The 12,794-nt window shown below is 50.8% G+C and carries 10 protein-coding genes and 1 tRNA gene; 9 read left to right on the forward strand and 2 right to left on the reverse strand.

The annotated features are described in order from the left end of the window. A partial coding sequence (locus tag GILYN3_RS16690; RefSeq protein WP_198147252.1) for a hypothetical protein occupies window positions 1-375 on the reverse strand: 375 nt, incomplete at its 3' end. Window positions 376-975: 600 nt separating this feature from the next. Between GILYN3_RS16690 and carA the strand changes: the two genes are divergently transcribed. From carA to greA, 3 genes are read left to right on the forward strand one after another with little or no spacing between them, the layout of a single operon-like run. Further along, complete coding sequence (carA, locus tag GILYN3_RS00660; protein ID WP_084004981.1) at window positions 976-2,121, forward strand: glutamine-hydrolyzing carbamoyl-phosphate synthase small subunit; 1,146 nt, start codon at window positions 976-978, stop codon at window positions 2,119-2,121. 34 nt (window positions 2,122-2,155) lie between these two features. Continuing rightward, on the forward strand, window positions 2,156-5,377 hold the full coding sequence (carB, locus tag GILYN3_RS00665) for a carbamoyl-phosphate synthase large subunit (RefSeq protein ID WP_049721065.1): 3,222 nt from the start codon (window positions 2,156-2,158) through the stop codon (window positions 5,375-5,377). Continuing rightward, window positions 5,374-5,850 carry a transcription elongation factor GreA gene (greA, locus tag GILYN3_RS00670; protein ID WP_049721066.1) on the forward strand — a complete coding sequence of 159 codons (477 nt, stop codon included), beginning with the start codon at window positions 5,374-5,376 and terminating at the stop codon, window positions 5,848-5,850. Before carB ends, greA begins: the two co-directional genes overlap by 4 nt. Before the next feature lie 87 nt (window positions 5,851-5,937). Here greA and yhbY read toward each other — a convergent pair whose 3' ends face one another. Further along, entirely contained in the window at window positions 5,938-6,240 is a 303-nt protein-coding gene (gene yhbY, locus GILYN3_RS00675) for a ribosome assembly RNA-binding protein YhbY (RefSeq protein WP_049721067.1), read from the reverse strand. A gap of 632 nt (window positions 6,241-6,872) precedes the next feature. Between yhbY and ftsH the strand changes: the two genes are divergently transcribed. The 6 genes from ftsH (at window position 6,873) to GILYN3_RS00705 (ending at window position 12,768) form a co-directional block, all read left to right on the forward strand. Further along, on the forward strand, window positions 6,873-8,807 hold the full coding sequence (ftsH, locus tag GILYN3_RS00680) for an ATP-dependent zinc metalloprotease FtsH (protein ID WP_049722496.1): 1,935 nt from the start codon (window positions 6,873-6,875) through the stop codon (window positions 8,805-8,807). A 154-nt stretch (window positions 8,808-8,961) separates the two neighbouring features. Further along, window positions 8,962-9,867 (forward strand): dihydropteroate synthase, encoded by a 906-nt coding sequence (folP, locus tag GILYN3_RS00685; protein WP_084004983.1) that lies wholly within the window; start codon window positions 8,962-8,964, stop codon window positions 9,865-9,867. A 2-nt stretch (window positions 9,868-9,869) separates the two neighbouring features. Further along, window positions 9,870-11,207: a phosphoglucosamine mutase gene (gene glmM, locus GILYN3_RS00690; protein ID WP_049721069.1), complete on the forward strand. Its 1,338-nt coding sequence runs from the start codon at window positions 9,870-9,872 to the stop codon at window positions 11,205-11,207. A gap of 121 nt (window positions 11,208-11,328) precedes the next feature. Then, window positions 11,329-12,084 (forward strand): triose-phosphate isomerase, encoded by a 756-nt coding sequence (tpiA, locus tag GILYN3_RS00695; protein WP_049721070.1) that lies wholly within the window; start codon window positions 11,329-11,331, stop codon window positions 12,082-12,084. Between the two features lie 21 nt (window positions 12,085-12,105). Further along, complete coding sequence (gene secG, locus GILYN3_RS00700; protein ID WP_049721071.1) at window positions 12,106-12,528, forward strand: preprotein translocase subunit SecG; 423 nt, start codon at window positions 12,106-12,108, stop codon at window positions 12,526-12,528. A gap of 155 nt (window positions 12,529-12,683) precedes the next feature. After that, window positions 12,684-12,768 (forward strand) — tRNA-Leu (locus GILYN3_RS00705). Window positions 12,769-12,794 lie beyond the last annotated feature (26 nt).

Raw genomic sequence — 12,794 nt, forward strand, 5'->3', positions numbered from 1 at the left:
TAACGCCGCGATCATGCCGGCGGCAAGCCACAAACCGAATAAGCGCCATGCGGCAACGGCGGACTCACCGCCCAAGTGCAGAAAAAATTCGGCATTAAAGCCTGCGCCGCTGAACTGGATCAGACCGAGATAGGCTAGGCGAGTGAGTAGGGCTGCGCTAAGTACAGTGAGGGTGATGATGTTGCCGATATGACGTGGTAAAGCGCGCAGCCCATAAAGTAGCAAGGTAATACCGCCGGCGCCCATGCTAATACTGAGCGTGCTATAAACATTTAGCTGTTGCATTAGCGCCGCGGCGTAAAGTATTGGTGTGGCAATCAGGCTGGTAAGTAGAAGCAATAAGAAAAAGCGCTTTTGGCTGCTGGGGCTGGGCATAGAGTGGCGCCTAATGTACGAGAGCTAAGAAAGTAATGTTGATATGGGCGCCATTTTTTAGGCGTGTCATCACAATGAAATAAAGTGGCGAATGATAGCATAATGGCCGGCACTGAGATGTGCCGAGGTTAACTCTCGGCTCAAAGAGTAGTGATAATTTTTGACTGCGACTACTGTGGCGCGCAACTCAACCAGAGGAAGGGGATTTGCCTGAGTGTGTTGTTCCGTCGGGCCTAATGCGTATTTATCTTGCGCCACTTTTGGGGATGTGCGCCCTTAGTTTTAGGTGGTGCCTGGAGGTAGGTAGTATGACTTGGGCGGATTATGCCTTTGGGCGGGTGATCTCATTGATTTAGCATTGGACAATTTGCCGTATTTCGCCTAAAATTTGCCCTCAGATTGGCTGTAACTTAAGCCGCGCCAGTGGTCGTCAGAATACTGAACGATAAGCGAGATGGAGCTACTTTGCTTTGTCTCGCTTTTTTGCAACATACGACCGGGCTTTTACTTCCGAGCAAATATATCTTAATCAGCGACGCACCTCGGTTTGTGTGGTCGTTTCGCTCGGCATGAAGAAAGTAAATTTTTGAGGAGGTTGACTTGATAACTGGGGCTCAGAGACCCGCACTACTGGTGCTTGAGGACGGCAGTGTCTTTCGCGGTACAGCTATTGGTGCCGACGGTCTGTCGGTGGGTGAGGTGGTGTTTAACACTTCTATGACGGGTTATCAGGAGATTCTTACAGATCCCTCGTACGCGCGTCAGATTGTCACTTTAACGTACCCTCATATAGGCAACACAGGTACTAACGAGGAAGACGAAGAGAGCGCGACCATTTGGTCAGCGGGCTTAGTGGTGCGCGACTTACCGCGGCTATCAAGCAACTTCCGTCAAACTCAAAGCCTTGGTGATTACCTTACTCAAAAAGGCGTTGTTGGTATTGCTGATATCGATACTCGCCGCTTGACACGCTTGCTGCGCGATAAAGGTGCGCAAAATGGCTGTATCGTGGCTGGCGAAATCGACGAGGCGACAGCTCTTGAGGCGGCCAAAGCCTTCCCTGGTATTAAAGGCATGGATCTGGCCAAAGTGGTCAGCTGCGCAGCTCCTTATAAGTGGACTGAAGGCAGTTGGACGCTGGGTGCTGGTCACTCGGCTATCGTTGAAACCAGCTTTAAAGTAGTGGCTTACGATTACGGCGTAAAGCGCAATATTCTACGCATGTTGGCTGATCGCGGTTGTGATATTACCGTTGTACCGGCTACTACCCCGGCGGCCGAAGTGCTGGCGATGAATCCCGATGGCATATTCTTGGCTAATGGCCCAGGCGATCCTGAACCCTGCGATTACGCCATCGCGGCGATTAAAGAGATTTTAGCCACGGGTATTCCTATTTTTGGTATTTGCCTTGGCCACCAACTACTGGCGCTGGCCGCTGGTGCTAAAACTCTTAAAATGAAGTTTGGCCATCACGGTGGTAACCACCCAGTACAAGATGTTGCGACAGGCTTGGTAATGATTACCGCCCAAAACCACGGTTTTGCGGTGGATGAAGCTACTTTGCCGGCCAATGTTAAAACGACTCACAAATCGTTATTCGATGGCTCTTTGCAGGGCATACATCTGACGGACAAGCCCGCGTTTAGTTTTCAGGGACACCCTGAGGCGAGCCCCGGTCCGCACGATGCCGACGGTTTGTTTGACCACTTTATTGAATTGATTGAGACGCACAAAGCGGCCCAGTGATCCCTCGGGATCGGCAACAGATTTTGGAGCGAAAATGCCAAAGCGTACCGACATAAGCAGTGTATTGATCCTTGGCGCAGGCCCGATTGTCATCGGCCAAGCCTGCGAGTTTGACTACTCCGGCGCCCAGGCGTGTAAAGCGCTGCGCGAAGAGGGCTACCGGGTCATTCTGGTGAACTCGAATCCGGCCACCATTATGACTGACCCGTCTATGGCCGATGCCACTTACATCGAGCCGGTGGAGTGGCAAACCGTTGCTAAAATTATCGAAAAAGAGCGCCCAGATGTGGTGCTGCCTACTATGGGCGGTCAAACAGCGCTTAACTGCGCGTTGGACTTAGCCAAGCATGGTGTATTAAAAAAATTCGGTGTAGAGCTGATTGGCGCTAACGAAGACGCCATTAATATGGCCGAAGACCGCAACCTGTTTGATCAGGCAATGAAGCGCATTGGTCTTGAGTGCGCCCGCGCCAAAATCGTCCACTCGATGGACGAGGCCAAAGAAGTCCCGAAAGAGTTTGGTTTTCCTTGCATCATTCGCCCATCTTTTACCATGGGCGGCTCCGGTGGCGGTATTGCTTACAACTGGGATGAGTTTGAGGAAATTTGTGCCCGCGGCCTAGATTTGTCGCCCACCAATGAGTTGCTGATCGATGAATCGCTGCTTGGTTGGAAAGAGTACGAGATGGAGGTTGTGCGCGACAAAAACGACAACTGCATCATCGTCTGCTCGATTGAAAACTTCGACCCGATGGGTGTGCACACCGGTGACTCGATCACCGTGGCCCCGGCGCAAACTCTGACCGACAAAGAATTGCAAATTATGCGTAACGCCTCGCTGGCGGTGCTGCGTGAGATCGGTGTAGAAACTGGGGGTTCTAATGTGCAGTTTGCCGTGAACCCCGTAGATGGTCGCTTGGTTGTTATCGAAATGAACCCTCGGGTGTCGCGCTCGTCGGCTTTGGCCTCTAAAGCGACGGGCTTTCCTATTGCCAAAATCGCCGCTAAATTGGCTATTGGTTATACGTTAGACGAGCTGCAAAACGAAATCACAGGCGGCGCCACGCCAGCTTCGTTTGAGCCCTCTATCGACTATGTAGTCACTAAAATCCCGCGCTTCACCTTTGAGAAGTTTGGCGATGCCGATGCTCGTTTAACCACCCAGATGAAGTCTGTGGGTGAGGTGATGGCCATTGGTCGCACTTTCCAAGAGTCACTGCAAAAAGCTTTGCGCGGGTTAGAGGTTGGTTCTGCTGGGTTTGAGTCGAAGTTGGACTTGTCCGCCGAAGAGACCCCTTCGCGGCTGCGCCGCGAGCTGACTACGCCAGGTGCCGATCGTATTTGGTATGTGGGCGATGCGTTTCGTTCGGGAATGTCTGTAGACGAAGTGTTTGATGCCTCAAAAATTGATCGTTGGTTCTTAGAGCAGATCCGCGAGCTGATTGAGTTGGAGCAAAAAGTACGCGCAGCTAAGTTGGCTGACTTAACCGCCGATGACATGCGTTTGTTAAAGCGCAAAGGTTTTTCTGATAAGCGTTTGGCTTTATTGCTGGGTGTTAAAGAGGCCAAAGTGCGCGCTGCTCGTCACGCCGAAGGTATTCGTCCGGTGTATAAGCGGGTTGACACCTGTGCGGCGGAATTCTCTACGTCGACAGCTTACATGTACTCAAGCTATGACGAAGAGTGCGAGTCTAACCCATCGAATAAGCCTAAAATTTTAGTGCTGGGTGGCGGCCCCAACCGTATTGGGCAAGGCATCGAGTTTGATTACTGCTGTGTCCATGCGGCGCTTGCGATGTGTGAAGACGGTTACGAAGCCATCATGGTCAACTGTAACCCCGAGACCGTTTCAACCGATTACGACACATCGGATCGCTTGTATTTTGAGCCGGTAACACTAGAGGATGTGTTAGAGATTGTTCACAAAGAGCAGCCCAAAGGCGTGATTGTGCAGTTTGGTGGTCAAACGCCGCTTAAGCTTGCCCGTGCCCTCGAAGCCGAAGGCGTACCCATCATTGGTACCAGTCCCGATGCTATCGATCGCGCCGAAGACCGTGAGCGTTTTCAGCAACTGATCGAGAATTTAGGTTTGTTGCAGCCGCCGAATGCGATTGTGCGTTCGCTTGAAGAGGCGTTGATCAGTGCCGAGAAAGTCGGCTACCCGCTGGTGGTGCGTCCGTCTTATGTGCTTGGCGGCCGAGCGATGGAAATTGTTTATAAAGAAGAAGAGTTGCGTACTTACATGCACTCGGCGGTTAAGGTCTCGGAAGACTCACCGGTGTTACTCGATCGCTTTTTAAGTGCTGCCATTGAGGTTGATATTGATGCAGTCTCCGATGGCCAGCAGGTCGTGATCGGTGGTTTTATGCAGCACATCGAGCAATGCGGCGTTCACTCTGGTGATTCGGCTTGTTCATTGCCGCCATACTCGCTACCTGCAGATGTACAAAATGAGATGCGCGAGCAAGTTAAAGCTATGGCGGTTGAGTTAGGTGTGGTGGGCTTGATGAACACTCAGCTGGCTTACCAAGACGGCAAAATTTACGTGATTGAGGTGAATCCTCGCGCATCGCGTACGGTGCCTTATGTATCTAAGTGCATCGGTGTGTCTTTGGCCAAAATTGCGGCGCGTTGCCAGGCGGGTATTAGCTTGGCGGAGCAAGGCTTTACCAAAGAAATTGTGCCTGAATACTTCCATGTAAAAGAAGCCGTGTTTCCGTTTAATAAGTTTCCGGCGGTAGATCCTATCTTGGGGCCCGAGATGAAATCTACCGGTGAGGTGATGGGTGTTGGTGCAACGTTTGGCGAGGCTTTTGCCAAAAGCCAATTAGGTGCCGGCAGTAAATTACCAGAGGGTGGGCGTGTGTTTATCAGTGTCCGTGACGTCGATAAAAGCGGCGTTGTAGCGGTTGCCAAAGATCTTAAAATGCTGGGCTTTTTACTGGTGGCAACGCGCGGTACCGCGAAAGTGTTGAGCGCGGCAGGGCTTGAGGTTGATGTGGTTAATAAGGTGGTTGAAGGGCGTCCGCACATCGTTGATATGATTAAAAATGATGAAATCACCATGATTATTAACACCACTGAAGGTCGTCAAACGACACGGGATTCGGCATCTATACGCCGCAGTGCCGAAGCGCGTCGGGTATATTACACCACCACGCTGGCCGGTGGCGAAGCGGTAGCTATGGCACTGCGTTCGGGCGGTGAGATTCAGGTTCGGCGCTTACAAGACCTTCACAAGGAAGCTGCACAATGAAAAAAGTACCTATGACGGTCGAGGGCGATAAGGCTTTGCGTGCAGAGCTTGAAGAGCTTAAAAAAGTTCAGCGGCCACGTATCATTCAAGATATTGCCGATGCCCGTGAGCACGGCGACCTAAAAGAGAATGCTGAGTACCACGCTGCGCGCGAGCAACAGAGCTTTTGTGAGGGACGGATTCAGGAAATTGAAGGCAAGTTGGCCGACTCTCAAGTAATTGACGTTAAGTCTATACCGGCTACTGGCAAGGTGATTTTTGGTACAACAGTTACTATTATTAATGTCGAGACTGAAGAGCAAAAAACCTATCGCATTGTCGGCGACGATGAGGCGGACGTGAAGCTTAACAAGATCTCGATCAGCTCGCCGATTGCCCGTGCGTTAATCGCCAAAGAGGAAGGTGATGTGGTTGTGGTTAGAACCCCAGGTGGCGAAGTCGAATACGAAATCGACAAGGTTGAGCACTTATAAAGCGACTGGTAAAGGTGGGGCCCACCTTGGCAGTTTTGCTGGGTGGGCATACAAGATGCGCTGGCCGCATCTTGTAAATCTTTGTTGCTAACGCAGCAGGTTTGACAGTTTAGGGTTGGGCTTTTTGGCCGCACGGAACAGCAGCAGCACTTTACCGATTTGCTGTATCACTTCAGTTTTTGGCAGTTTACGCACTTCATCAGTCACCTGCTGGCGATCTTCACGCTCAGCTAAAGCCAGTTTCACCTTGATTAGCTCATGGTCATCCAGTGCGCGATTCAGCTCCAAAAGAACGCCTTCGCTGAGACCGTTATCGCCAATAGTGACAATCGGTTTTAAATTGTGGCCGAGCGAGCGAAATTGCTTTTTGCGTTCGGAGTTTGAGGACATAGTGTAGGTTACCTTGTGCGAAACGTCGTAGAAACTTGGTGCCACCCATTAGCGGGCGGCTATTGTACCCTAAATTTAATTTACTAGGGCTAGATCAAAAAGTAGCAAGCGCTAACTTTAAGTGTATTTTACGGCTCAGTGATTAGGTTGCTTGGACAGAATCACTACCAGTAGTGCATTTGTTGGTCTTGTAATTTCTGATATGGCCCCCAGTATTGATGGTATGGCTGCGTATAAACTGGAATGTGCCGTCAAAGCAGCTCATCAGTATACGGCATCGAACTTTATCGAGTGTTTTGTCGCTCGTCTCAGAGTTGCAATAGCGTTTAGTGTTAAGGTTTTGGCTCGCCAAGGTGCGGGCCATTTTTGCTAAGGCGCCCATGCAAGTTTGGGCCTCGCTACGGTGGGCTGTTTAGTGCGATAAAGGCTTTTAATACTGAATCTCGGATGCCGAATGGGGTATCCTGTTCAGTCAAAGTGCTAATTACGGCCTATGTGAAACCTACAGGGCTATACTGTGAACCTAAGATCATTATTTGAGTTATCTGGTGTGTTTATTTTAAGCAGATGACCATACAGCGGCGTTAAGCGCCCGACTTGATGTAAATTGAGGGTTATATACCTTGAACGATATGACGAAAAATTTGATTTTATGGCTGATCATCGCCGCTGTCCTGTTTAGTGTGTTTCAGGGTTTTCAGCAGCCCTCGCAAAGCGAGCCGATGAGCTATTCCGAATTTGCCACAGCGGTTGAAGATGATCGTGTGCGTGAGGTTATCATCCAAGAGTCAGATATTCGTGGTGTGATGACGGATAATAAGGCTTTTAAAACCAAGTTGCCGTCGATACCCGATGCCGGTTTGATGACCGAGCTACGTGATAAAAACGTTAAAATCACCGCTCTTGCGCCAGAAAAACCCGGTTTGTTGTATCAGTTGCTGATTGCCAGCTTCCCCATTTTAATTATTATCGCCGTATTTTTGTTTTTTATGCGCCAAATGCAAGGTGGTGGTGCCGGCGGCAAAGGCGGCCCGATGAGCTTTGGTAAATCTAAGGCGCGTTTGTTGGGTGAAGATCAGATCAAAACCACCTTTGCCGACGTGGCAGGGGTAGATGAAGCTAAAGAAGAAGTGCAAGAGTTGGTCGAGTACCTGCGTGACCCTAGCAAGTTCCAGCGCTTGGGTGGCCGTATTCCCCGTGGTGTATTAATGGCTGGGCCTCCGGGAACGGGTAAAACCCTATTGGCAAAAGCTATTGCCGGCGAAGCTAAGGTGCCTTTCTTTTCCATCTCGGGTTCTGATTTTGTCGAAATGTTTGTCGGTGTAGGTGCTTCGCGTGTACGCGACATGTTTGAGCAGGCCAAAAAGCAGGCGCCGTGTATTATTTTTATTGATGAGATCGATGCTGTCGGTCGTCATCGTGGCGGTGGTCACGGCGGAGGTCATGATGAGCGCGAACAAACGCTAAACCAACTGTTGGTTGAAATGGATGGTTTTGAAGGCAGCGAAGGCGTTATTGTTATCGCCGCCACTAACCGTCCTGATGTGCTCGATAAAGCATTGTTGCGCCCTGGTCGATTTGACCGTCAAGTGGTTGTTGGTTTGCCGGATATTCGCGGTCGTGAACAAGTGCTTAAGGTGCATATGCGCAAAGTACCAATCTCTGAATCAGTTGAGGCCTCTGTTATTGCCCGTGGCACACCGGGCTTTTCGGGCGCCGACCTCGCCAACCTAGTTAACGAGGCCGCCTTATTTGCGGCTCGGGGTAATAAGCGTTTGGTGTCGATGGAGGAGTTTGAAAAGGCACGGGATAAAATCATGATGGGCGCCGAGCGTCGATCTATGGTGATGAGTGAAAAAGAAAAAGAAAATACCGCGTACCATGAAGCCGGCCACGCGATTGTTGGTCGCTTGGTACCAGAGCACGACCCGATCCATAAAGTGACTATTATCCCCCGTGGCCGAGCACTGGGTGTCACTCAGTTTTTGCCCGAAGGCGATAAGTACAGTATGAGCCGTCGTGCGATTGAGTCGAGTATCTGCACTTTATTTGGTGGTCGTATCGCCGAGCAGATGACCCTCGGTGATGACGGTATTACTACGGGTGCTTCCAACGATATTGAGCGAGCCACCGAGCTGTCACGCAATATGGTGACTAAGTGGGGCTTGTCGCAAAAGTTAGGGCCGCTGCATTATGGTGAAGACGAAGGCATGATGCCGGGTACGGGGCAAATTAATTACTCGGGTGATACTTCTAAGCTGATTGATCAGGAAGTGCGTCAGATAATTGATACCTGCTATAAGCGCGCCGAGCAATTGTTGCATGACAATCGCGATATTCTCGAGTCGATGAAAGATGCACTGATGGAGTACGAAACCATCGATGCTGAACAAGTTGATGATTTAATGGCTCGACGCAAAGTGCGTCCGCCACGTGATTGGCATGACGGTGACTTTAATAGCCATATGGGGGGTGGCGGCGCGAGCGAAAGTGCAGACGACGCTCCTAAAGGCGCAAGCAAAGAAGATAAAGCTGGCCCCATTGGCGGCCCTGCTGAAGATCATTAAGCTTAATTCAGATGCTAACAACCTCATATGCGTGGGGTTGTTAGCATCTGTTCGTTGTTGCGATCTGTTACATTATGACGGCCGTCGCCGGTAGATCTATGCGCGACAGCAACTCAGTGTCACACGTTTCCCCGTTGTTTTTCACGGCCTAATAATGATCACAAAACCACCGCTTTCGTCTGTCTCCAGTGTGCTTCCCCCTATTCAATGCGCCGCTCATCGGTTGGCGTTCGAGCGGCCACAAATTATGGGCGTGCTTAACGCCACCCCGGATTCTTTTTCTGATGGTGGTCGTTACTTTAGCGGTGCAGGCCTTGATCTTACCTTGGTGCTAAAGCGGGCAAGTCAAATGCTGGCCGAGGGCGCCACTATTATCGATGTTGGCGGTGAATCTACCCGTCCCGGAGCCACTCCAGTATCTGAGAGCCAAGAGCTTGAGCGCGTTGTGCCAGTTGTTGCGGCGATTACGGGTGAGCTGGGAGCTTTGGTGTCGGTCGATACCAGTAACCCCACTGTTATGCGTGAGGCAGCATCGGCCGGCGCTGGATTGATTAATGATGTTCGCGCCTTGCGGCGCGAAGGCGCTTTGGCGGCAGCGGCAGAAACGGGCTTGCCTGTGTGTCTTATGCATATGCGCGGCGAGCCAGACACGATGGCTGGAGCGCAAACCTATGCCGATGTGATGCTTGAAGTGCATGATTTTTTTACCCGGCGCCTAAGCGACTGTCAGGCCGCCGGAATAGCGCGAGACAAAATAATAGTAGACCCAGGCTTTGGATTTGGGAAATCGCTTGCGCAAAACCTAACGTTATTACGCAACTTGGCGCAGTTGCAGCGCTATCAACTGCCAATGTTGGTGGGTTTGTCGCGAAAATCTTTGTTGGGCAAGCTGCTTGGGCGCGATGTCGGTGACCGCTTGCCGGGTTCGCTGGCTTTAGCGCACGAGAGCGTGTTGCGCGGCGCTAATATTATTCGCGTGCACGATGTGGGCGCCACTGCTGATATGATTAATGTCCATCTAGCCTTACAAGACGGCTGGTTTGAGAACGAGGGTAAATAACAATGAGTCGTACATACTTTGGTACCGATGGTATCCGCGGGCGAGTGGGGGATACCCCCATTACCCCAGATTTTATGCTCAAGCTGGGTTGGGCCGCTGGCCGAGTTTTGGTGGATCGCTACGATGGCGCAGGTTTAATTTTAATTGGCAAAGATACGCGTATTTCGGGCTATATGTTCGAATCGGCACTGCAGGCAGGATTGATAAATGCGGGGGTCGATGTTGGTTTGCTGGGTCCCATGCCTACCCCTGGTATTGCTTATTTAACTCGAACCTTTCAGGCGCAAGCCGGTATTGTGATTAGCGCTTCGCACAATAGTTATTTTGATAATGGTATTAAGTTTTTTAGCGCCGAAGGCACTAAGCTGCCAGATGATATAGAGCAAGAGATCGAAGCCCAGCTAGAGCGGCCCATGATGACGGCCGAGTGCTTGGGCAAAGCGCGTCGTATCAACGATGCCGCAGGCCGTTATATTGAGTTTTGCAAAGGCACAATGCCCTGGGGGTTTAAGCTCTCTGGTATGCAAATCGTGGTCGACTGTGCGCATGGTGCCACTTATCACATTGCCCCCAGTGTGTTTAGCGAACTGGGCGCTAAGGTGATTCCATTTGCCTGCGAGCCTAATGGCACTAACATCAATCGCAGCTGTGGCTCCACCAGCCCCGAAGCTCTAAAAGAAAAAGTTTTAGAAGTGGGGGCCGATTTAGGTATCGCATTTGACGGCGATGGTGACCGACTGGTCTTTGTCGATCATAAAGGTGAGATCGTAGATGGCGATGAGCTGCTCTACATTATTGCGGCGTATCAGCACAAACATGCCGGAGGTTGCAGTGGCGTGGTGGGTACAGTGATGAGTAACTTCGGCTTTGAGCTTGGACTTAAGGGGCTTGGCGTGCCTTTTACCCGTGCCAAGGTGGGTGATCGCTACGTGATTGAGGCTATGCGTAATAATGGCTGGTCGCTGGGTGGGGAGGCATCAGGCCACATTGTTTGCGGCAATGTCACCACCACCGGCGATGGTATTATTGCGGCGTTACAGGTGTTGCTTGCTATTAGCACTATGGGGCAAAGCCTGCACAGCGCCAAACAAGGTATGAGCAAGCTGCCGCAAACCATGATCAATGTGCACCGACTAAAAGATGTTGATTTAGATCACGACCCACTTGTGCAAGCCGCCGTTACCGCCGCCGAACAACAGTTAGGTGGCCGCGGGCGCGTTTTGTTGCGTCCATCCGGCACCGAGCCGGTAGTGCGAGTTATGGTGGAGGGCGAAGATCGTGCCGAGGTAAAGAGCTTGGCAAAGCAGTTGGCCGAGGAGGTTAAGCTAGCTCTTAATTAGCCGTGTAACCTACGGTTTTTAAGGCAATTTATCGTTGTATCTTGATGTTTGTTCGGATACCATTGGCGGCCGTTTTACGGAGGACAACAAAGTGGCATTGCAGTCCAAGGGAGATCGACGAATGTTGGTCGTCGGCAACTGGAAAATGAACGGCACAGCTGCCGTTAACAACCAGCTGCTTCAAGCCATTTTGGCTGATTGGAGTCCGTTGCGATGTGTTGATGTCGCTATTTGCCCTCCGTTTGTGTATCTACCTCAAGTGGTTGAGATGCTCAGCGAAGGCCCGATTAATGTCGGCGGACAAAGTCTTAATCCGCGAGTTAATGGTGCTTTTACCGGAGAAGTTTCTGGTGAGATGCTACTTGATTGCGGCTGTCGTTATGTGATTGTTGGTCACAATGAGCGGCGTCGTATGCAGGCTGAGACGGATCTGTACGTGGCCGAGCAGTTTTTAGCGGCACAAAAGAACGGTTTAATCCCCATCTTATGTGTTGGCGAATCTGAGCAGGCGCGCGAGGCAGGACAAGCATTTGATGCGATCGCCAAACAGCTTAAAGTTGTTATCGATGCAGCGGGTTTAGAAGCATTTAGTCACGCCGTTGTAGCTTATGAGCCAATTTGGGCTGTGGGTACGGGCAAGACGGCCACACCTGATCAAGCACAAGAAATGCATACTTTTATTCGTGGCCAGTTTGGTGCCTTGGGTAAAAACCTAGTTATATTGTACGGTGGTAGCGTTAAAGCCAGTAATGCGGTGAGTTTATTTGCCGAATCGGATATTGATGGAGCCCTGTTAGGGGGAGCATCACTTAACGCAGAAGATTTTATAGCGATATGTCAGAGTGCCGAACAGGTTGCTACTGGCGTAACACAGTAAGCTCGCAAAGAGAGCGGAGTCATGGAAAAAATAGTACTGATTGTTCATATTTTAACGGCGCTGGCCATTATTGCATTGATCTTAATGCAACAAGGCAAAGGTGCTTCTGCTGGTGCCTCGTTTGGTGCTGGCGCATCACAAACCGTTTTTGGTAGTGAGGGCAGTGGTAACTTCTTTACTCGCGCCACTTCTATCTTTGCGGTTGTTTTCTTTTGCACCAGTTTTGGTTTGGCTATTATTGCTAAAAACAGTCTCTCAATAGCTGACGATACAATTCCTGCTGTGCTAGAATCCGCCCCCGCTGACAGTGACGTCCCTATGTCTGGTGGTTTTGAGGTTCCAGACACTGAGTCGGATGTTCCTGCTGCTTCAGAAGTTCCGAGCATGGGCGATGAGTCAAGCTCTGTTGACGAAGTTCCCGCAGTACCAGCTGACGCGCAGTAATAGATTAGCTCAAGCGGTACTGCAAGGATGCAAAAGCAAGAGCAGCCAGTGAGGCGTTGCCGACAACTTGGTGGATGATGTGCAGGATGCACTTATATCGCGTTAGGCAGGAGCCTGTAGCGCAGTAGTAAAAAGTTTAGATTAACCCCTTATATGCCCAAGTGGTGGAATTGGTAGACACGCTATCTTGAGGGGGTAGTGGCGCAAGCCGTGCCGGTTCAAGTCCGGCCTTGGGCACCATTTAGCAAACCGATATACTCCTATAT

The sequence above is a fragment of the Gilvimarinus polysaccharolyticus genome, from assembly GCF_001187555.1.
GTDB lineage: Bacteria > Pseudomonadota > Gammaproteobacteria > Pseudomonadales > Cellvibrionaceae > Gilvimarinus > Gilvimarinus polysaccharolyticus.

What these genes read in the sequence shown, in the direction of transcription:
- glmM (WP_049721069.1), top strand. Translation starts at nt 9,870, where the DNA reads ATGAGTCGTACATACTTTGGTACCGATGGTATCCGCGGGCGAGTGGGG.
- tpiA (WP_049721070.1), top strand. Translation starts at nt 11,329, where the DNA reads ATGTTGGTCGTCGGCAACTGGAAAATGAACGGCACAGCTGCCGTTAAC.
- folP (WP_084004983.1), top strand. Translation starts at nt 8,962, where the DNA reads ATGATCACAAAACCACCGCTTTCGTCTGTCTCCAGTGTGCTTCCCCCT.
- carB (WP_049721065.1), top strand. Translation starts at nt 2,156, where the DNA reads ATGCCAAAGCGTACCGACATAAGCAGTGTATTGATCCTTGGCGCAGGC.
- yhbY (WP_049721067.1), bottom strand. Translation starts at nt 6,240, where the DNA reads ATGTCCTCAAACTCCGAACGCAAAAAGCAATTTCGCTCGCTCGGCCAC.
- ftsH (WP_049722496.1), top strand. Translation starts at nt 6,873, where the DNA reads ATGACGAAAAATTTGATTTTATGGCTGATCATCGCCGCTGTCCTGTTT.
- greA (WP_049721066.1), top strand. Translation starts at nt 5,374, where the DNA reads ATGAAAAAAGTACCTATGACGGTCGAGGGCGATAAGGCTTTGCGTGCA.
- secG (WP_049721071.1), top strand. Translation starts at nt 12,106, where the DNA reads ATGGAAAAAATAGTACTGATTGTTCATATTTTAACGGCGCTGGCCATT.